Annotated in this window: 15 protein-coding genes and 2 pseudogenes; 12 read left to right on the forward strand and 5 right to left on the reverse strand. The window is 41.0% G+C overall.

The features are described 5' to 3' along the window. The 3 genes and pseudogenes from AC1WMD_RS09625 to AC1WMD_RS09635 all read right to left on the reverse strand — a co-directional run. Positions 1–96, reverse strand: a pseudogene (locus AC1WMD_RS09625) (transposase); the annotation flags it as partial. A 989-nt stretch (positions 97–1,085) separates the two neighbouring features. After that, positions 1,086–1,679, reverse strand: coding sequence for a class D sortase, LPxTATN-specific (gene srtD / locus AC1WMD_RS09630; RefSeq protein ID WP_494256968.1), 594 nt, complete (start codon positions 1,677–1,679; stop codon positions 1,086–1,088). Further along, complete coding sequence (locus tag AC1WMD_RS09635; RefSeq protein ID WP_494256969.1) at positions 1,679–2,998, reverse strand: processed acidic surface protein; 1,320 nt, start codon at positions 2,996–2,998, stop codon at positions 1,679–1,681. Before AC1WMD_RS09635 ends, srtD begins: the two co-directional genes overlap by 1 nt. A gap of 313 nt (positions 2,999–3,311) precedes the next feature. On the opposite strand from AC1WMD_RS09635, the gene AC1WMD_RS09640 reads away from it, so the two are divergent. The 8 genes and pseudogenes from AC1WMD_RS09640 (at position 3,312) to AC1WMD_RS09675 (ending at position 13,703) form a co-directional block, all read left to right on the forward strand. Then, on the forward strand, positions 3,312–4,241 hold the full coding sequence (locus AC1WMD_RS09640) for a DUF3298 and DUF4163 domain-containing protein (RefSeq protein ID WP_494256970.1): 930 nt from the start codon (positions 3,312–3,314) through the stop codon (positions 4,239–4,241). Between the two features lie 881 nt (positions 4,242–5,122). Next, a pseudogene (locus tag AC1WMD_RS09645) lies at positions 5,123–5,404 on the forward strand (alpha-amylase); the annotation flags it as partial. Positions 5,405–5,691: 287 nt separating this feature from the next. Next, complete coding sequence (locus AC1WMD_RS09650) at positions 5,692–7,122, forward strand: hypothetical protein (RefSeq protein WP_494256972.1); 1,431 nt, start codon at positions 5,692–5,694, stop codon at positions 7,120–7,122. A 220-nt stretch (positions 7,123–7,342) separates the two neighbouring features. Then, positions 7,343–8,584: a CAP domain-containing protein gene (locus AC1WMD_RS09655; protein ID WP_494256973.1), complete on the forward strand. Its 1,242-nt coding sequence runs from the start codon at positions 7,343–7,345 to the stop codon at positions 8,582–8,584. Positions 8,585–8,823: 239 nt separating this feature from the next. Then, a complete protein-coding gene (locus AC1WMD_RS09660) occupies positions 8,824–10,794 on the forward strand; it encodes a phosphodiester glycosidase family protein (protein ID WP_494256975.1) in 1,971 nt (656 codons plus the stop codon). A 108-nt stretch (positions 10,795–10,902) separates the two neighbouring features. Then, positions 10,903–11,304 (forward strand): hypothetical protein, encoded by a 402-nt coding sequence (locus AC1WMD_RS09665; RefSeq protein ID WP_494256977.1) that lies wholly within the window; start codon positions 10,903–10,905, stop codon positions 11,302–11,304. Positions 11,305–11,532: 228 nt separating this feature from the next. Next, complete coding sequence (locus tag AC1WMD_RS09670; protein ID WP_494256978.1) at positions 11,533–12,273, forward strand: hypothetical protein; 741 nt, start codon at positions 11,533–11,535, stop codon at positions 12,271–12,273. A gap of 29 nt (positions 12,274–12,302) precedes the next feature. After that, positions 12,303–13,703 (forward strand): S41 family peptidase, encoded by a 1,401-nt coding sequence (locus AC1WMD_RS09675; protein ID WP_494256979.1) that lies wholly within the window; start codon positions 12,303–12,305, stop codon positions 13,701–13,703. Between the two features lie 83 nt (positions 13,704–13,786). Here the strand turns inward: AC1WMD_RS09675 and AC1WMD_RS09680 are convergent, their stop codons facing one another. Both AC1WMD_RS09680 and secA2 read right to left on the reverse strand, forming a co-directional pair. Then, on the reverse strand, positions 13,787–14,659 hold the full coding sequence (locus AC1WMD_RS09680) for an accessory Sec system S-layer assembly protein (protein WP_494256980.1): 873 nt from the start codon (positions 14,657–14,659) through the stop codon (positions 13,787–13,789). Further along, complete coding sequence (gene secA2 / locus AC1WMD_RS09685; RefSeq protein ID WP_494256981.1) at positions 14,649–17,045, reverse strand: accessory Sec system translocase SecA2; 2,397 nt, start codon at positions 17,043–17,045, stop codon at positions 14,649–14,651. The genes AC1WMD_RS09680 and secA2 overlap by 11 nt, the downstream gene beginning before the upstream one ends. Positions 17,046–17,321: 276 nt before the next feature. Here secA2 and AC1WMD_RS09690 point away from each other — a divergent pair, with 276 nt between their 5' ends. From AC1WMD_RS09690 to AC1WMD_RS09705, 4 genes are all read left to right on the forward strand, one after another. Continuing rightward, positions 17,322–18,404: a glycosyltransferase family 4 protein gene (locus tag AC1WMD_RS09690; protein ID WP_494257199.1), complete on the forward strand. Its 1,083-nt coding sequence runs from the start codon at positions 17,322–17,324 to the stop codon at positions 18,402–18,404. A 251-nt stretch (positions 18,405–18,655) separates the two neighbouring features. Then, entirely contained in the window at positions 18,656–19,768 is a 1,113-nt protein-coding gene (locus AC1WMD_RS09695) for a DegT/DnrJ/EryC1/StrS family aminotransferase (RefSeq protein WP_494256983.1), read from the forward strand. Positions 19,769–19,872: 104 nt separating this feature from the next. Further along, positions 19,873–20,625 (forward strand): lipopolysaccharide biosynthesis protein, encoded by a 753-nt coding sequence (locus tag AC1WMD_RS09700; protein WP_494257201.1) that lies wholly within the window; start codon positions 19,873–19,875, stop codon positions 20,623–20,625. After that, complete coding sequence (locus tag AC1WMD_RS09705; protein WP_494256984.1) at positions 20,618–21,631, forward strand: Gfo/Idh/MocA family protein; 1,014 nt, start codon at positions 20,618–20,620, stop codon at positions 21,629–21,631. The genes AC1WMD_RS09700 and AC1WMD_RS09705 overlap by 8 nt, the downstream gene beginning before the upstream one ends. Position 21,632 lies beyond the last annotated feature (1 nt).

Here is a 21,632-nt window from a genome sequence, read left to right on the forward strand (position 1 = left end):
TTCCTTCATGATCAACTCTAATTTTTCCTTTACAAACTGACGAATGGCGTTTTCCAGTTGATTGAGCCAGTCTAAATTCGGTATACTTTTAGACATAGGTAGGGTTCTCCTTTCTCTAAGATTTTTGGCCAAATCAGAGAATACCCTACCTTTTTCTTTTGGTCTAGCCAAATGCTTGACACAAAATTTTATACATCATCTTATAATTGGAAAAAAGAAAGTAGGTGAAAGCATGTTTATGGTGCAACTTGCTGCGTATATTTTATTTATATATTAATTTTATATCTTTGAACCGAATCCATTGTCATATCACTTAGATCGAGTTGTGTATCCAATACGTATCGCATACTAAAAAAACTTTTTCAATTTTTACAGGTTTTTCGTCTTTACTGTTCGCCGTAGTATAGAAAATAGGAACATCATTTAATTTATCAACATGCTTTTTCGCTCTTATTCCTGCATATCCGTTCTCTTTGTAGTTAGCAACTGTAAATCGTTGTTCTTCGGCTTGTTTACGTATTCCCTCAATCGGATTTTGACCATCTGAGCTAGCAAGCCTCAGTAAAGTACTCTCAAATCCTACATCATAATTAGGTCTGTACTCCCATCCTTATTAAAACACCTTTTACACATCCACTTAATAATCCTATGGATAAAATTAAAACAAAAAGTGATAGCAATTTTTCATTACTAATCCCCCTATTCAAGTATATGAAAATGTTAATTATACCAATATTTTTATAATACATTAAATTATGGTAATAATCCATATTTCAAAAGCAGATTACAAAATAATAAAAAATCCTACTCAAAACGAGTAGGATTTTCAGACTGTTGAAAAACGAGGCTGTCCCAAAAGGTCGGTAAAACGACCTTTTGAGGACAGCCTCTATTTTGTCTACAGTCTGACCCTTGCCACGCAAGGGTTTCAATTTGTCGACAAAGCCGACAAGCTAAAAGTTCACACTCCTTGTGAACTTTTCCTTAACGTCCGACTTTTTCAACGCTTTGAAAAACCCCACAGAAACTCCTGTGGGATTATTGCATGTAAAATGATTTATAGGGAGTGAAGAAATAGGTAGCCATCAATCCCTTGCCTCTACTAAGTTGGCGACAAGAACATACCGCTTCGGTGCCGCGCCGATGTAGCCGAACGGATAACAAGTAGATACGGTTAATGTTGCTTTTGGCTTTGGCACGATGACGGTTCTGTCATCGGCATCTACAATTCGCACTTTACGGACTTTGTAGGTAAACTCGCCTGCAACCGTTTTGACCACCAGCAAGTCACCTTTTCCCACTTCGCCGAGTTTGCGGAAGACGGTGTCACGGTGTCCTGAAAGTACGCAGTTATCCGGCTCTCCCGGCAGAACGCTTCCGGCGTAATGTCCGACTCCCTTTTCCAGCTCTTCTTCATTGGTGCCGTGGTAAATCGAAAGACTGGCGTTCAGCTTCGGAATGATGAGCTCGCCAATATGTTCTCCCATTCTCGGTTGGCGTAGGTAAATTGCTGCAGCCGTCTTCGACGGTGCAGCGATTGTTTTTGTTTCAGTTTCCTTTGGCAACGGTTTGGCGGCGTTGATTCCTTTTCCAAATTTGTAGCCATAGAGCAGGACGAGTGCGAAACCGACTGCTATCAAGCTAATGCCAAGAAAGCGAACGATTCGTTGCTTTTGCATTACTTTGCTTCTGCTCCTTTTCTGAAGCGTAATAGGAAAGCACCGATCGCAATAAAGGCAATGCCTAGCAGCATATTCGCTGCATAAGGGGAAGCCGTTTTTGGAAGTTTTGCTCCTTTTACTGTTCTTTTTACCGGTTTTAGTTGTGCTTTTTTCTCAATCTTTTTCTCAATCATTGCGACTTTTCCCGTTTTCTCTACATCTTCGCCTACGTCTTCAAATAAATCAGAGTTGAACATGTCCTCTGTCAATATGAAGTCGGCAAGCAGTTCCCCTTGTTTGTTATAAATTTCGATAAAGAGGTCATAGCCGTTAGTTGATTCCATCGTCATCAGCGCGGATAGGCTTAATGGCTTTTTCTCCCCGTTTTTCGTCAAATAAAATTTCACGTCTAATTGGAAAGTGTCAAGCATATCGTTCATCACATCGGCAATTTCCGCTATTTGTGCTGGAGACAGCTCTTTTACTCCTTCAAAATCGTACAAACTAATGGCTTCCAGCCGCTTGCCGAGCTCTTCCATTTTGCTTGCGAATTGCGGGTCTTCCATATTCAGTGATTCGAAGTGATTATACAATTTTTCCAGTTCAGCGTCTGTCAGGCCAAGCTCTTCTAAATCAGGAAGCATGTAGTCGACAATGGCTTCAGATAGTTCTTCCATTGTCGTATAGTTGTCTAACGAATCGTTATTTTCCGCAAGCAACTCTTCCAGTTGTTGTCGGGTAAGTCCAAGTTCGTCTAAAAGTTCGTTTAATGTTTCTTCCGTAAGCGGGGTTAAGCTTTGATAATAATCGATCGCATCAGCCAATTCGCCGATGGAGCTGTAGTCTTCTAATGATTCATGATGGCTGTTAAGAAGTGCGAGCAATTGTTCTTTTGTCATATCACGTTCTTGCAAGAAATCAGCCAGTGTTTCTTCGGTAATCGGTGTTAAATATGATTGTTCAAAATCGAGGTATTCCTCTAAGTCGTTATAAAACTTAAACGCGTCCGTAATTTCTTCGTTTGGTTCTAGTTCCCCGTTGTCGATAAGAAGTTGTTTTAACTCCTCTTTCGTTAAACCATAATCTTCAAGTAATTGTTGTAAATTTTCTTCTGTCAGCACCTCGCCAAGCTCGTTGCGAAGCTCATCGACATCTTGAAAATCTTCTAATGTGTAGCCATCGTAGTCCAAATATTCTTTCAATTCTTCCGATGTCATGCCGATCTCGTTTAGATAGCTTTGAAGCTCAGGATCATTGGATTCAATCGCAAACGCAGAAGCGGGCAATGTTGTGATGGCAAGAGATGCGGCAATAGTAAAAGGAATCAATTTTTTCATATAATAACCCCCATTTCAAAATAATACTAGTTTAGTATAAACGAAAACAAAATGATTTAAAATTGCAAAATATGTAACATTAATGTAATAAATTTCAATTTCGATAAACACGTATGAAATAAAGAAAGAGCTTTAGTAACCTATTCAGCTTCCAACTTTGTGTTGCTTTCTATCAAATTAACTAGCGATGGACTTAATAGTTACGATTTGGTTATTCCTTTTATACCATCTTTGTAAAAATATATTTGTAATTATATTTAAAATAAGGTAAAATTTGTTCACCATCATTTATTTTTATGAAGGGGGAATATTTTTGAAAAAGCGGATTGTAGCTGTAGTTGTTTGTTTTCTGTTTGTATTTGGGAATTCTCTCTATAATACCGCATCAGCGAAAGTGTTATGGGACGGAATGGAATTAAAGAAAGGGCAAATCGGCAAACTAACCATTTTGAAACAAACAGAGCTGTACCAATTGAATGGAACCAAAAAGAAAATAGTTCGGAAATTAAATCCAGGTCAAGTGTACCGCATTTACACGTTTCTTCCGGGAAAACTCGGGCTTGGCGGAGGATGCTTTGTTGATCGGGACAATCGAGTCAAGTATGAAACTCCATCAAAGGCAAAACTTCAAGCGTTAGGAGTAAAAATTGTCAAACGTACCTATAACAATACTCTTGATTATCCTCAAGTGACAGGGTTAATCAGCAAGGATGCTCAAGATAAAATTAACGAAACACTCAAAAAGCACGTTCGTGCCTCTTATAACGCTTATTTGGAACTGGAAAAAATGGAACAAGAAGATCGTGAGCAATCTAGCGGGGACTTGCCAGAGTTTATGTTCGATTACGAATATAAAGTGTCTTATGAAGTAAAATATAATGAAAACAATCTGCTTAGCATTTTAATTTACGATTATATGTATACTGGCGGCGTACACGGAATGTCTACGGTAACTGCGTATAATTTTAACGTTTTGACAGGTCAACGTTTATATTTAAGCGATGTTGCAAAAAGCGAGTCTGCTCTTAATAAGATTAAACAATATGCGATTATCGATTTAACAAACCGAGCAAATCGGGGGGAATCCATTTTTACAGAAGAGTTGCCAAAAATTGAAGTGAATAATAGCCGTCCATTTTATTTTACTTCGAACGGAATAGTCATTAAGTTTTATGAATACGAAGTTGCACCTTATTCAGAGGGGATGCCTGAAGTGAAAGTACCTTATTCTGTATTTAAGTAACAAATAGCATTTAGTTAATGGGAAACTTCTTTCCTATGAATTTCATTAGAAAGGAAATTTTAACATTCGAGCCGGAAGCTTATGGGGATAGTATCGAAATAACAGTTACCGTTAAGAAATAAGAAGAACTATATCATCAGGCACGGTATCGTATATGATGGTATATGGTAAAAGGACATGGTAGTTTCTATGGCCTCTATTTCCTGTTGGAAATAGAGGCCATTTTTTATGTTAAGAAATAGGAATATGATTTTCTTCCTATGAATAACGTTGTTATCAAGGAGGGAGAAGAAATGAAAAAAGTTGTTGCTTTCCGTATTTTATCTTTGCTGGCTGCTTTCGCCGTATTGTTTACGGCCATGCCGTTTACCGAAAAAGCATTTGCAAGTGGATATGATAGCTATATGCCCGACCCAACAAAAATTTTGACGTACGCCTACTACGAAGGAATTAGCATCGAGGAGTTTAGCCATGTGAAAGATGGCCTTTATATATGGAAAGGCATTTATTCCTATGGTGAAGAAGACGACCCGTTTACCGTATACTATAGAGAAGATGAACATGGGCTCGTATCGGGATCAGGGAATTTCGATTACGGTTATTCTTTTACCCATCTCGTTTATCCGGTCAAGGTAGGAACAACTTGGTCTTATGTCAATGACGAGGGAGAAAAAATCATTTGCACGATCACGTCATTAACCAAAACAGTGAAAACAAAAGCGGGGACATTTAAAAATGTTGTGGAAGTAAAAGAAAGCGATGGAAGATATCGCTACTATGCAAAACATGTCGGGTTGATAAAATGGGAAAATCCGTCTTTAGATTACGGCGATCCGGAATACGTAGAATTAGTTGCGATCAAGACGAATCCGAAAATGATTGTGATGTGGGGAAAAGAGGAATTGAAAAAAGGGCAAATAGGGAAAATTACCGTTCTTAAGCCGATTAACTTGTGGAAGCGAGATAAGGCGAATCGGCTGCACTTTGTAAGGGTGTTAAAACCAGGTGAACAATATCGTGTATATAAGTATGATAACCGCTATGGCGGACAATACGGTTTAGGCGGCGGGTATTACGTCACGAAAATACCTTCGCACGTTAAATATGAAACACCGCCAAAGCGGTTGTTAGATAAGGTAAAAGCGTTATATCCGAACGAATGAGAATTTTATAGCTGATGATATTAAAGGAAGCAAAAAAAGAGTAGAGCAGCACCTTTGGGTCATTCGGGAGCTGCTTTTTCTTTTTTGTTGGGAATTTTGGCTAAATGGCGAAGATACATAACAGGAACAGACTGATTCAGAAAAGGACTTAATGTGAACTGTTAGATTAATAATAAAATGGTAGAATAAAGATTTATTAGAATTTTTTACATAAAAATGCTTGATGGTAATAAAGAACTATATTAACATTTACGGTAGAAAATAAATCTATATGGGGGGTAAATAGTATGAAGAAATGGATTTCGGGGGCTATGACAGCTGGTCTGTTGTTTTCAAGCACTCTGTTTTTCGCCCCTTCTGCTGCGCATGGTGAAGGGTATGAAACAGAAGATAATGGCAACATGGCGAATGCTACACCAATTACGGTAAATGACACGTATAGCGGTATTGTGAAAGATGGTGACGACGACGATTATTATAAATTTTCTTTAGAACAACCAGGACTTGTTACATTTTCACTTCCTAATAAAGGGGAGCACTTCAAAATTAGTATTATTGACAAAAATGGTAATACTCAGGCTGACTTGTTTAATAACCCGGAAAGTGCATATGATATGGTTCAAAATAGTGTTGGTTTAGCAGCAGGCGATTACTTTGTAAAAGTAGAAGGGAATTCCTATTATATAAATAATGCACCGTATTCGTTCACATTGACTTTTAAAGCGGGAAATACGTATGAACAAGAGCCAAATGAAAATTTAGCTGAAGCTACTTTGGTTAACGTAAATAATGTGATTGAAGGAGTTATTGAGAGCGATTCTGATGATGATTATTATAAAATCATTTTGCCGAAGCCAGGAAAATTAACGTTTACAATGCCAAATGAGGGTACGAACAAAAAAATCAGCATTTTAACAAAAGATCATGGAGAATTGGCGTATTTTTATACCGATAATAAAAGTGCCTATGAGGCATTTACTGCTAGTGTCGGCTTACCAGCTGGGGAATTTTATATCAAAGTAGAGGATAATGATTGGCGCATAAGCGATTCTCCCTACCAAGTTGAACTTACTTTCAAAGAAGGGGACAATTATGAAAAAGAATTTAACGATAGCTTACGAACAGCGGATCCTATAAAATTAAATAGTGAGATTGAAGGATTCGTTAAAAATGAATATGACAAGGATTACTATAAAATTACGCTTCCGCAGCCTACAAAAGTAAAAGTGCTGTTAAGCAATACAGGATACAGCAAGTATGTCTCTATATATGATAAAGATAATAACAAATTAACATCATTCTCGACGGATCCAAGTACCGATTATGACGGATATTACACGGAAATCGGCTTAAATAAAGGAGAATACTATATTGTAGTAGAAGACAACGATTGGCATATATTCAACGACCAGTACACATTAACCGTCACCGCTCCAAAACCAAGCGTATGGTGGGGAAAAGTAAAATTAATTAAAGGACAGATCGGTAAAGTGACGGTACTAAAAGACACCTATCTATGGAAAATGGATGCCAAAGGAAAGCTAACGTCTGTGCGTAAATTGAAAAAAGGAGAAGAACTTCGAGTATATAGCTATAAAAATGGCATGTATGGTGTTGGCGGCGGCTATTATGTGAAGAAAGATGCAGCGGTGAAATACGAAACCCCATCGAAGACGAAGTTAAAACAGTTAGAGGAAATTAATAAATATTACAATTAAGTGTATTTTCTGATTGCAATGCTGTTCCAACATCAAATTCAGCGAAATTAACGATAAGCATCATCACTATGACCTCTATTCCTCGTTAAGGAATAGAGGTTGTTTTTTGAAAATTGATCATTGTTTTCCATTGTAAAAGAGTAATATTATTAAAAAAAGAGGTGTGCAAAAAATAGACTAGGAACCAAGCAAAGAAGGAAAAGAGAGGAGCAAAGAATCAATGGTTATCATTCGTGCTTGCCTTGTGTTTATTTTGCTTGTTGCTGGCAGTTTGATTGCGCCATTTTCTTTTTCGGATGCGAAGGCGGAAAGCTGCGCATCGTATACAGGAAATGCAAAAGTCTGGTGGGATGGAGAAGAGCTGAAACCGGGGCAAATCGGCCGGTTAACAGTGTTAAAGAAAACTAGTTTAGTAAAGTTTGATGGCAGCACTCCTGTTGTGGTACGGACATTGTATCCAGGAAGCTTTTACCGTATTTATGCTATTCAGTCCGATTATTTCAACGTCGGCGGGGGATATTACGTTAAGCGGGATGGAAATATCAAATTTGAAACGCCTTCGAAAGCTAAATTGGCGATGGTTGCCTGCATTCAGCAAGCAAAGCGGACGAGCGCGGCTGTTTCCATGAATCGCTTGGCCATTGGTGATCCGCGTTCTAAAGTGGAAGCCATCTATGGGAAAGCAAAGCGGAAGACGCGGAATGATTATGGATTGTATTGGGAAGCGTATGACCGCGGGAGTTATAAGGATTTTGTGATGATTAGCTACCAGCATGATCGCATCGCGGCGATGTATACGAATCAGCCGATGGTGAGTACAAAAACAGGCGTGGCGCTTGGCGCGTCGAAGCAAGAAGTCGAGTCGAAATATGGCACACCGCTTACATATATTCAAAAAGGAAATGTTCTATATATGATAAAAAGTGAGGAATACGATACATACCGGCTTGATGGAATTTATGTCACCTTTTTTTATGACAAATATAATAATAATCACGTTACAGCTGTTCAGATTGTGAAAGAAGAGCTGGAGAACGGAAAGGCAGAGTTTTATGGGACGGCCAGCGCCGAGTTGCGAACAGCGTATGAATATCAAATTTTTGATTTGGTGAACGCCGTTCGTTCGAAAAATCATCTTCCGCTTTTATCGTGGGATGGAAAAGCAGCGCTGACCGCGAGAAAGCATAGCGAAGATATGGCCAAACACGCATATTTTAACCATATCAATTTGCAAGGCTTGTCTCCGTTTGACCGTATGAAGCGCAATGGCATTTCCTATAGCGATGCTGGGGAAAATATCGCTTGGGGACAACGTAACGCCATTTTTGTTCATGAGGCATGGATGAATTCACTTGGACATCGGCAAAATATTTTATATCCTAATTATCAGCGGCTAGGGGTAGGCGTTGCTTTTAATTCTTTTGGACAACCGTACTATACGCAAAATTTTTATACCCCGTAAGTTTGATTGGAAAGAGACTAACAGATAGGGAGTATTTCTCTTTTAAAGTTAGTCTCTTTTTTATGAAACTAGGAAAAATAAGGGAACCAATGCAGACGGCGCAGTGTTCGAGAATATAAGAACTGTCGAAATAGAATTTTTTTTGTAAAACGTATGGAAATGATACCCTTTTTAGGATAATTTGTCGTATAATAAGAAACGTATGTCGAAAAATATAGAAATAAAGGGAGAGTTGTCCAGTGACAAGAAGGCAGCTTATCGTATGGTGCCTCACCTTGCTTCTTTGTCTTGCCTTTTGGCCTGAACAGCCAATAAAGGCGGCGGGAAATGTTGTGTATTGGGAAGGGATGAGGCTCGTTAAAGGACAAATTGGAAAACTGGAAATTATAAAGCCAATTAATCTATGGAAAAGGGAAAACGGAAAGCTGCGATTAGTTCGAATTTTAAAGCCTGGGGAGCAATACCGGGTTTATTCCTATGATTCCGCATTCGGGGGGCAGTACGGTGTCGGCAGCGGATGTTACGTTACGAATATAAAAGGGTACGTTCTATATAAAACGCCATCTAGGGAAAAATTGAAACTAGTTAATCCAGAATGGTATGGATTAAAACAATTATCGGTTGGAACCGTTATGGAAGAGTCTTCTTCTTCCATCATGCCTGGGGTGGAAAAATCAGAATTAGAGATTCGTAGTCCGCGAGGCAAGCAGCACGTTTATAAACTGGACGTTGAATTGTCGGACGAAAAGATTGCGATTGAAACGGCTTTATCAAACGAACAGGTACTCGGACTGGAGCCGGTTCTTCAGCAGGCAAACCGTTATAACGGAAATGGGCGCTATGTCCTTGGGGCGGTTAATGGCGACTATTTTAAAGCGAATGGATCGCCTGTTGATTTAATGGTTCATCAGGGAGAAATTATTACAACAAATACGACTCCTGTTCAAGAACGAGTAATTTTTGGAATGAATTCTAATGGAAAGCCGATGATTGGCAATCCAGACGTAATGATAGAGATGAAAATCAATGGCGGAAACAGCTATCGGGTAGATTCGATCAATAAACCGCGTTTTGCCAATCATTTAGTCATTTACACTCCATATTTTTCGAGTTCGACGCAAACGAATTCCCTTGGGACAGAAGTAGTACTAACTAATTTACAAGGAAAACTAAATGGAAATGGCACATTAACGGGAACGGTAAAACAGGTGATTGTCGGCAAGGGGAATGAGCCGCTGCTTCCAGGGGAGATTGTTTTATCAGGACATGGACAAGCAAGCCAGTATTTGCAGCAGGCAAAAGAAGGAGACACGGTGGAAATTTCCATTCATTATGATCAAGAAGCATGGGATGGCGTTCAAGAAGCGGTAGGCGGGCGGTATCGTCTTGTTGCTAATGGGGTAGTACAATCGTTTCCTATCGCTGGGGCTCATCCTCGGACAGCGATTGGAATTGATTCGAATGGAAATGTATTGATGGTGGTCGTGGACGGCCGAAATCCAAATCATAGCAATGGTTTGACATTGGATGAATTGGCAAAATTGATGAAAGATTTTGGTGCAGTAGAGGCGATGACGCTGGATGGCGGCGGCTCTTCGACGTTTGTCGCACGCCAGAAAGACGGAAGTCTTGTCATTGAAAATAAGCCGTCAGACGGCAAGCCTCGCCCTGTCGCTAATGCACTTCTTGTGATTTATAAGGAAGAAAGAGATCCGAACGTTGGCATAGAAAAAGATGAGATGATTGATGACTTTGAGCAGACGGAAGAAGGACAATGGCTTGCATCGGGGGTAGGCTATGTTTCCGCTGCTGTTTCTGTAACGGACAAGACCGCCAAAACAGGGAGACGCTCTTTACAAATATCGTATGACTTCCGCGGCACGAAAGGAACTTCTGGTGTGTATGCAAGCAGAAAAGAAGGGATTTTACTAAAAGGATATCCGAAACAAATCGGCATGTGGGTATACGGAGATGGCGGCGGCCATTGGCTTCGCGCACAGCTGAAAGACGGCAGCGGAAAACGCGTATGGCTGGATTTCGCCAAAAGCGTGAATTGGACAGGATGGAAATATGTAACTGCAACGGTTCCTGCTCATTTAACGCTTCCAATCGTACTGGAAATACCGGTGCGATATATGGAAGTAAATGAAGCAAACAAAAACATGGGAACTATATATGTAGATAATATAAGCGCAATTTACCATGAATAGGAGTATATTTTCCCCATTTTCTTTTTCCATAATAAGTAATTTGCATTTCGTTTGCAAATATGTGTATTATAAAGCAGAACCCGTTTATGAATGATAAGGGGGGAATCAATGGTTACTATGGATCAAGAGTTATTAAAGGAATTGCAAAAAAACCCTCCTAAACTAATCGGAGGATACAAAAAGCAAGGGTGGGCGGTTAAGGTTCTGGAAAAGATTGATAATCCTGATGTGGAAGAGGAGGAAAATAACGTCGTTATCGCTAAGGCCGTTTTGGAGGCGCGTGACCGTACGTATTATCCCGCCTTTCTTAGCATAGATTTATCGCAACAAGGGAAAATTGTTGGGTTGTATTTAATTGCTGAAAACAAAGATCAATTCGACTTGATTCCTTTTGAACTGGCTATGGCGTTTTTGGATAAACCGAAAGAAGCGCTTGTACCATTCCGGTATCGCACATTGGCGAAAATTGATGGAGACAAGCAACAAATAAACTGGCCGGATTTTAGCTAATCAAAGCTGACTCATGAAGTCGTGGCGCACGACTGAAGAGTCAGTTTTTTTATTGGGAATCCAAATGGCTGGCTAGCAGCCGTAAGAAGATGCGAATAGCGATGTATGCCATTGGAATGAAAAGACAGGAAATAGAAAAATTGAAAAATTATCTGTTTTATTTCTTTATGCTTTCGATTAAAATTTAAATATAATTTTTATATTTTTATAGACAGTAGGTGAACAATGGTGAGGGACAACGGAAAAGGGCATTGGCGGATATGGATTATCGTTTTCATACTATTTTTGCCTTTTATATGGGGAGGAATTGCAGAAAGGTCAGAAGCCGCTTCGTTTCCAGCGCTAGAGCGGCTGGAGAAACACGCCGCCCAGCTGGAGCAAACAATGAAAGCAAGCCGTCTTTCCAAGCCATATAGTCTTTACAATCAGGTGAAAAAAGATTATGAGGCAGCGAAAAAAGAGATGGCGCGGATAAACAATAAGACGGATAGGCAGCGGTATTCTAAAAGAATAGCAAACAGCTATCATACGATTCAACGGGCTTCCTACTATATTAGTGCAGTGGAAAGCGGAGAGCGGTTAACCGCTTTGACATCGCAGTTAGATCGAGCGCTTCGGTCAGGAAACTTAGATACTTTGTATGATGTATATCCATCTTTTAACCAGCAGCTGAAAAAGACGACGATATTGATTTCGAAAGTTTCCGACGCGGCTATTCGCCAGAAAATGGCGGCGGCGTTCGAGCGCCCGGCAGAAGCGATAAAACAACGCATTTTTTACCCTATCAACATCATGATAGCGATGGACAAAATTATCGATGCTTATGAGAATGACGATATAAATCGAGCGGAGCGGCTGCTTGCTTTATGCGAACAGTGGCTGCCGAAAGTGCAAGACGCTAATACACGTAAACAGTTAAGCGTGTATCTTCAGGAATTGAAAACGCCGGCTGTGTTGGATATTGAATAATCACTGTTTCGGAAAGAAGGGATATGGACATGAAAAAAATTAGTAGGATAATGATAGCGTTGTTTCTCTGCTTCTCTGTTTTTGCAACGCTAGACGTAAGCGCCCGTGCCGCAGAACCTGCTTCGTCGAAAGTATTAGATGAAGTACGCCAGATTATTCAAGAGTATTACGTAGAGCCGGTGAATGAACAAGTATTAAAAGGAACTACCCCGCAGGAAATTGTTAAACATTTAGATCCGTATTCTACATATATGACAGCGGAAGAGTATAAGCAATTTCTGCAATCGATTGATATGGAATTTGTAGGAATAGGAATTATGATGGAAGAAGATGATTTAGGGATTAAAATCATGTCCGTTTTGGAAAATGGGCCGGCGGCGCGCGCCGGATTGCGCGTGGGGGATATCATTACAGAAGTGGATGGCCGTCCGGTCGCAAATGATGCGAAAGAAATCGTACTGAGCTTGATTTCCGGCCAGGAAGGGACAGCGGTCCATTTGAAGGTTTTTCGTCCGGCAACGAACGAAACGTTTTCGGTGACGGTCAATCGTGAAAAACTGGACTGGCCAAATGTCGAATCTAAAAGATTGGCAGGAAACATTGGATATATTCGGCTGTACAGTTTTGATACAAGCTCGGTAAGGGATATAGAGAAGGCAATCCGCTCCCTTTCCGGGGTAAAAGGATGGATTTTTGATCTGCGTGACAATCCAGGCGGCTACGTGGATGCAGCGCAGCGAATCATCGGCTTCTTCCCGAATGCGAAATATGCGTTTCAGCTTCGCGATCGTTCGAATAAACCGGACATTTATCAAGCGGTAGTCCAGCCTGTTCAAATGAAAGGAACGATCAAAGTATTGGTAAACTCCTCTAGCGCCAGCGCCTCGGAGATGGTCGCCGCTTCGGTGAAAGAGCAACAGGCCGCAATGCTGTATGGACAGCGGACATTTGGCAAAGGCTCGATGCAGGAAATGTTTGAGCTGTCGGACGGAAGCATGTTGAAGTTGACGGTTGCACACTTTTTCTCGCCAAAAGGAACTCCTATTCATAACATTGGGGTAAAACCAAACATCGTGACGGCGGTTAACAAGGAGCTATATGCGGCTCATCGCGACTTGCTTGTGCAGCAATTGAAAGGCTACCAGTCTTTCGGAAAACTGCGCAATGTTCCGGTAGATAAAACATTTACTATTAAATTTTCTCGCCCGTTGGCCAATGGGAGCTTGAATGGGGTAAAACTATACCATATTGGTGGACAGGAAGTGCCAGTGACCGTTCAGATTCTTAAAGAAACGCAATTAGTGGTAAAACCAACGGAAAAACTAGAAAAAGGGGAAAGTTATTTATTGGTCATTCCTCCTCTGTTTAAGAGCAAGGACGGGGTCGCGATGAAGAAAGGAGCGTTTTTAGAAATTAGTGCAGCAAAATAAAGCGCCTATGTGTCATACGAATCCGTAAGCTGGAGATCTGAAAGCAAAGGCTGCCCGTTAGGTTTCAGGGCAGCCTTTCGGCATTATGATTGCGGTGGATATACTCTCCAGGTTGTTAAATCGATATTTTCCTTTAATAGTAGATTAGCAGGGAAAATGAACGTCCACGGTTTACTCGTATTGGCTTTGACCTCGAGTTTCAGTTCGAACAGCCCCTTGCATACGACTTCTCCGGAAGCGTCCTCCACGATTAATGGAATTTGTTCTAACTGAATATGTTTATCGCTGCCGTTGCGAATAAGCAATGTCACGATTAAATCGCGCTGCTCATTGAGTTTCGCTTCTATCCCCATAAAGTTAATTTCCCCGGCAGAAAGCGGCGGTAATGTTTCTACTAATTTTTGCAAATGTTCGCGCTGCTGTGCTGACAAGGACCGTTCCCAGCTCTCTTCTAAATCGAGGCGATGCGGTAAAGGATTAGATTCCTTTAGTTCAAAGGCTATTTTCCAGTTTTCCGTCGGGATTTTATCGACAAGTTTATCTTCTGGCGAGAAAAGAAATCTCCACGGCCTTGCCGTCATTGGCGGGAGTTCGCCAAAGCTGTCCATGTCAAATTGTTTTCTCGCAATCGCTTGTCCGTTTTCATCGAGCAGCAATAAACGAATGCGTTCCAACCGAATCGGCTTAGGAAGAGTGCTGCGCAAAAATGCGACAACGACGAATCCGTCGTTATATTCGATGAGTTTCATGCCTGAAATGGAAATTTGATTAGGTTTCAACGGCGGAAGCTGCTCGTGATAAAATTGATACACATATTTTTCTTGAGGAGATAAATCCCAATCGGGATGGAATGATAATGTCGTCTTGAAATCTTTCTCTTCCTTCCTATCGTCATCTTGGACAGGCGCTGGATCCAAAAGATCAGTTTGTTGTTTTCTTTTTCGTTTAAAAATCATAGAAATCCTCCTCTAGTCGATGTGGCTCGACATCCAATTGGCTTTTTAAATAGTTTATCGTTTGGATGGCCGTCTCGGCGTCGATGTTTTGTTGAAAACGGACAAATTCATGGAACGCCTCCATTTCGAAGGCGCGATACGGATCTTCTTGACCATAACCGCGCAAATGGATGCCATCTTTTAAAATGGTTAATCTATTAAGGTGGGCAATCCAGTTCGAGTCAATCGTTTGAATCATGAAATGTTTCAAGCGTAGAGTGTTCGCTTCGTTGTGCTGCAGCGCCAGCATTTCGGATTTGAGAGACTCGTATTCTTCCAATACTAATTGTGTAATTTCTTCTTTTTCCAAACCGCTAAAATGATCGATCGTTTTGTTAAATTGCAAAAAGGCAAAGCTTAATTCTTCATGAAGCCCTTTGATATTCCAGTCTTCGAAAAAGATGTCCGGCTGGCAATATTTATCAATTGTCTGCATTAAATAGTTTTTGATGCGCTGAAGGACTTCCAAAATAATATCCTCATTTTGAAGCGCTAAAACGTGATCGCGCATTTGATAGACAACCTTGCTTTGTTGGTCAATGACAGAGTCTAATTTGAGCAAATGAGCCCGCGCCGAATAGTGGGCGTTTTCAATCGTTTCTTGTACTTTTCTGACAAATTTGATAGGGTCTGGAGAAGTAATTAAACCGTCCTCGTCGGTTTGTACTTTCTTTAACCATTTTTCTAGCTCTTCTTGATCATAAAGACGAAATAGGTCATCCTCTAAAGAAATAATGAATTGCGAAGAGCCCGGGTCCCCTTGGCGGCCGGCGCGGCCGCGCAACTGCATATCGATGCGATTGCTTTCATGGCGTTCTGTGCCAATAATATGCAATCCACCCAATTCCGCAACGCCTTCTCCGAGTAAAATGTCCGTTCCCCTTCCGGCCATGTTCGTAGCGATCATGACTTGCCCTTTTTGGCCGGCTAGCGCGATGATGCGCGCTTCCTCTTCTTCGGTTTTTGCATTGAGAAGTTGATGAGGAATGCCTGCTTTCGTTAAATATTCCGATAACCGTTCTGACTGGGCGATCGAGGTGGTTCCGATTAAAACTGGGCGGCCGATTTTATTCATTTTTTGTACTTCCGTGACGATTTTGCGCACTTTTGCTTCATAGGTACGGTATACAAGATCTTCCATATCGATGCGTCGGGAAGGTTTGTTGGTCGGTATCGTGACGACGCGGAGATGATAGGTGTGCCAAAATTCATCTTTTGAAGGTGTGGCGCTTCCCGTCATCCCGCATAGAATGTCATACATGCGAAAATAATTTTGGATCGTAATAGTGGCTTGAATATCGTTTTCTTCCGTAATTTCTACTCCTTCTTTCGCCTCGATTGCCTGGTGCAGTCCATCGCTAAATGTCCGGCCTTCCATCACCCGGCCAGTAAATGGGTCTACTAACATTACTTTTCCGTTTTTTACAATGTAGTCGACATCGCGTTTCATAATGACAAAAGCGCGCAATGATTGCATGACATTATGCAATAAGACTTGATGTTCGATATCATATAAGTTATCAATGCCGAATGCTTTTTCAATTTTTGCCGCCCCTTCATCGGTTAAAAAGATTTGCTTCGTTTCAGGATATAATTCATACTCCGCCCCATTTCGGAAATGTTTCACTATTTGTGCGGTAATGCGAAATAATTCTGCCCCCATGCTTGATTTATTCGCGATAATAAGCGGGGTGCGGGCTTCATCAATAAGAATGCTGTCAATTTCATCGATAATCGCATAATGTAATTTGCGCTGCACTTTATCATGAAGATCGTACACCATGTTATCGCGCAAATAATCAAAACCGAATTCAGTTCCTGTCCCGTAGGTGATATCAGCGGCATATGCTTGTTTTTTCTGTTGCGGAGACATTTGCGAGATGTTCAACCCAACAGTCAAGCCTAAAAATTGAAAAACCTTCCCCATTTGTTCGTAATCGCGCCGCGCCAAATACTCGTTAGCCGTAATAATATGTACTCCTTTTCCTTTAAGGGCATGCAAATAGCTCGGCAGCGTAGCCACCAACGTTTTTCCTTCTCCCGTCTGCATTTCGGCGATATTCCCTTCGTGTAAGACGAATCCGCCGATAAGCTGCACGTCATAGTGGCGAAGTCCAAGAACACGTTTTGCTGCTTCGCGAACGACCGCAAATGCTTCCACTTTTATATCATCGAGTGTAGCCCCATCTTTTAAACGTTGTTTGAAATACTCTGTTTTTTCCCTTAATTGCTCATCACTTAAAGAGGCGATGGATGGTTCTAATTCGTTTACTTGATGGACAAGTTTATAAAGCCGTTTGATATCTCGATGGCTTTCATTAAACAGTTCTTTTACTTTTGCTAACATATATATTTTCCTCTCCTAATTACGTTCATTATTCTAAAAACTAATTATAACATAACATATCCATCATGCAGAGGAATGTAAAAAATGGAATGGTCCATAAAAAAATCGGCGGAGAATTCAAATATTCTTCTCTCGATTGGCGATGAAAAAACAAATTTCCAGAATTGCCGAATGTTTTTCGAACAAAGAGACAATAAAAAAAGATTGATTTACTTGTCGTATGTGGTAACATAAAGATGATGTGTGTTACTATTACGCAAAGTCAAGGTGATTATGATGAATATGCAAGCGGTTTTGGCTTTTTTCGCCTCTTTCATAACAGTGCTTATGATCACTCCATTTGTCATAAAGTTTGCGATCAAAATTGGAGCGGTGGATAAACCAAATGAGCGGAAAGTACACACACGGATTATGCCGAGGCTTGGGGGACTGGCGATTTTCATCGGTGCGGCTGTCGGTTACTTCGTTGGCGGGATTTATCATCAACAAGTGACGGGAATTACGTTAGGGGCGATTTTAATTGTCATCGTCGGGTTGCTTGATGATTTATATGAGCTGTCGCCCAAAGTCAAATTTTGTGGACAACTCCTTGCCGCTCTTGTTGTTGTTGCATCTGGACTGAAAGTGGACATTTTGACGATCCCATTTGTCGGCACATTTGATTTGGGGCTGTGGAGCTACCCCATTACGGTTTTTTGGATCGTCGGTATTACGAATGCCATTAACTTGATCGACGGTTTAGACGGTCTCTCTGCGGGCATTTCAGCAATCGGCATCGCTACGATTGCCACGATGGCCGGTATGGCGGGTAAAATGCTGATCTTTACTTTATCCCTTATTATATTGGGTAGCGTGATTGGCTTTTTATTCTATAATTTCCATCCGGCAAAAATTTTTATGGGCGATACAGGAGCGCTGTTTTTAGGCTATGCGATTTCCGTCCTGTCGGTTTTAGGCCTTTATAAAAGTGTAACTTTGTTTAGTTTTGTCGTTCCGGTCATTATTCTTGGTGTTCCCATTTTTGATACCACCTTTGCGATTATCCGCCGGATTGTCAACAAAAAGCCTATTTCGGCGCCGGATAAATCACACTTGCATCATCGTCTGCTGGCGCTTGGTTTTTCTCACCGCGGTACCGTGTTATTGATTTATGCGTTTGGCATTGTTTTTGGGGTGAGTGCCATTCTATTCTCCGCTTCGACGTTATGGCAATCGATCCTGATTGTTTTTGTTCTTGTCGTTGTCGGAGAGCTTTTGGCGGAACTGATCGGTCTTGTCAACGATCAGTATAAACCGTTTATGACATTCATCCGCAAACTGCTGCGCGGAGGAAGAAAAGTATATGGGAATGATCGATGAACAACAACTCCATTGTTTTTCCTGCCGTTTGTGTCGAAAAGGTACAAACGGCTTTTTTGGGGAATAATAAATTACTATTGAAAATTTATTTCCTTGTTTGTTTGGTAATATACATTATTTTTTAAAAATTTTTCATTACCTTTACGCTTTTGCGTTGCTTTTGTCAAAAAAGCGTAATAATATCTTTGTAAAAATGTGATAAACTAAACATGTTCAATATTAATTTTCTTTATGATTTGGGGGAATTTTTGATGAAAGTACCTATGTTGGATTTAAGCGAACAATATCAGCAGCTAAAATCCGAAATATTTGGCGTTTTAGACGAAGTGATGAGTTCATCAAGGTTTATTTTAGGTGATTATGTAAAGAAACTAGAAAATGATATAGCGTCCTACAGCAATGTTAAGCATGGAATTGGATGCGGAAATGGAAGTGACGCAATACATATTGCATTGCAGGCTGCCGGCGTAGGGCCTGGCGATGAAGTCATTACTACGGCATTTACCTTTTTTGCCACAGGAGGATCGATTGTTCGCGCCGGGGCAAAGCCGGTGTTTGTAGATATTGATCCTGTCACTTTTAATATTGATCCGGAAAAAGTAGAAGCCGCTGTTACGGAAAAGACAAAAGCGATTGTTCCAGTCCATTTATATGGACAGATGGCAGATATGGATGCGATCGCGGCAATCGCTAAAAAGCATGGGTTAGTAGTTGTCGAAGATGGAGCGCAAGCAATCGGTGCCAAATATAAAGGGAAAACGGTTGGCGAACTGGGAACTGCGGCTACATACAGCTTTTTCCCGACGAAAAACTTAGGCGCGTATGGAGACGGCGGAATGATTGTTACGAACGATGATGAGTTGGCAGAAAAATGCCGGGTGATCCGCGTCCATGGAAGCAAACCGAAATATTATCACCACATATTAGGCTATAACAGCCGTTTGGATGAAATGCAGGCAGCGATTTTAAGCGTTAAGCTTCCGCATTTGGATAAGTGGACGGAATTAAGAAGAAAACATGCGGCTACGTACACACGCCTGTTAAACGAAGCAGTAGGCGATATGATTGTTACACCGGTGGAAGCTGACGATTGTTATCATGTCTTCCATCAGTATACGATTCGTGTGCCAAAACGTGATGAATTACAGGCATTTTTAAAGGAAAATGGTATTTCGACCATGGTATATTATCCTCTTCCATTGCATCTGCAGCCGGTGTTTAAAGATTTAGGATATCAGGAAGGAGACTTACCGGAAGCGGAAAAAGCAGCGAAAGAGGCATTGTCCCTTCCGATGTTCCCTGAACTGAAAGAGGAACAGCAACAATATGTTGTTGCGAAAATCGCTGAGTTTTACAAAAAATAATGTATCATGGCGCTGTACAAAGAAAACGTCGCCGCGTATGCGCAGGGGGCGTTTTCTTTGGTATTATTTGTTTTATAGATGAAACTTTGGTATTTTAAAGGATGGTGGCATTTTTGACAGTAGAGAAGCAAAAATTTGTGCTCTATGAATACTTGCTGTTTTTTTGGAAAAAGAAATTTTGGTTTCTGATTGTACCGCTAGCAATGGCGCTCATATCTGTGCTGGTGGGGCAGCTTTTTTTGCATAAGTATAATTACACGGGCAAGGCGCTTATCTTTACAGGTTCTATCAACCTAAAGGATTTAACAGATCCGAAAAATATTGAGGCAAAGTTTCCTCACGTCAAAAATGCGTTAGATGTTGCTGTGCCAGAGGAAAAATATGTGAAGATCACCTTAAAAGGCGACGATAAAACTAGTGTACAAAACGAACTGCGGAAGATTGTTTCCGAATATAATCATGAACTGCAGCATCATTCTAAGCAGCGCCTAGATGTTACAAATGAACGTTTACATGGACTGAATGAACGAATAAGCGTTTTGCAGCAGGAAATAAAGTACTGTAACGAAAAACTGGATTCACCACAATTAACGTTAGATCAGCAGGAGAGCATAATCGATTTGCTTGTGGAGGCAGAAGACAATTTAACGGATGCGATGGAAGATGTGAATAAGATTCGCAGTGATTTGGTGTTTTATGAGAAGCCATCTGTATTATCAGAGAGCGTTTCTAAATCGAAAACGTATGTAGGGCAACTCATCGCGATTGGCGTTGTCTTAGGAATTTTCCTTACGTTTATCATGTTAATTTTGATGAAGTACGTACTCGATGCTAGGAGGTACTATCAACATGATTAAATTTGCTGTCGTCGGCATGGGCCATATCGCCAAAAAACATATTGAGGCGATTGAAAAAGCAGAAGGGGCCGTGCTGGCTGCTGTGTGCGATACCAATCCGGAACGTTTGCGCGATTTTGCTGGTAAAGTAAAAACATATACAGATATGGAAGCGATGTTAAGGGAAAATGAAGATATTGACGTTGTTAATATATGCGTCCCTTCCGGGTTGCATGCACCATTAACGAAAATAGCCGCGAATTACAAGCGCCATATTATTGTAGAGAAGCCGATGGCTTTAAAAGTTAGCGATGCGGAAGAGATGATTCGCGTTGCCAAAGAGAACGGAGTAAAATTGGCAGTAGTTCATCCTAACCGGTTTCGTCCGGCGATCCGAAAGCTGAAAGAAACAATGGAAAAAGGAGCGTTTGGAAAGCTAAGCCATGCAAACGCCACTGTGCGCTGGAATCGCAACCAAGCTTACTATGACCAAGCTGCGTGGCGGGGGACGAAAGAATTTGATGGCGGAGTGCTGATGAATCAAGCTATTCACAATTTGGATCTATTGCTTTGGCTAATGGGACCAGTTGAAGCGGTGCAAGCCATGGCGGCGACAAGATTGCGAAACATTGAAACAGAAGATGTTGCAGCGGCAGTAGTTCAATTTAAAAACGGTGCGCTCGGCGTCATTGAAGCGGCAACGACGATTTATCCGAAAAACTTGGAAGAATCCATCGCTATTTTTGGCGAAAAAGCTTCTGTTAAAATTGGCGGCCGAACGGCTAATTTTATTGAAACATGGGATATAGAAGGCGTGTCGGAAGAAGAACAGGCGAAGCTGATTGATGAAATTAACGCAGATCCGTTTGGAAAGCCTGGGCATCAATGGATTATCGAAGATATGGTGCAAGCGATTCGTGAAGATCGTGAACCAATTGTGACAGGCGAAGATGGCTTGGCTCCTGTTAAGCTCATTTTAGCGATTTTAGAATCGGCGGAGACGGGTAAAAAAGTCACATTATCGTAAT

The organism is Parageobacillus sp. NEAU-HV-2, from assembly GCF_059115485.1.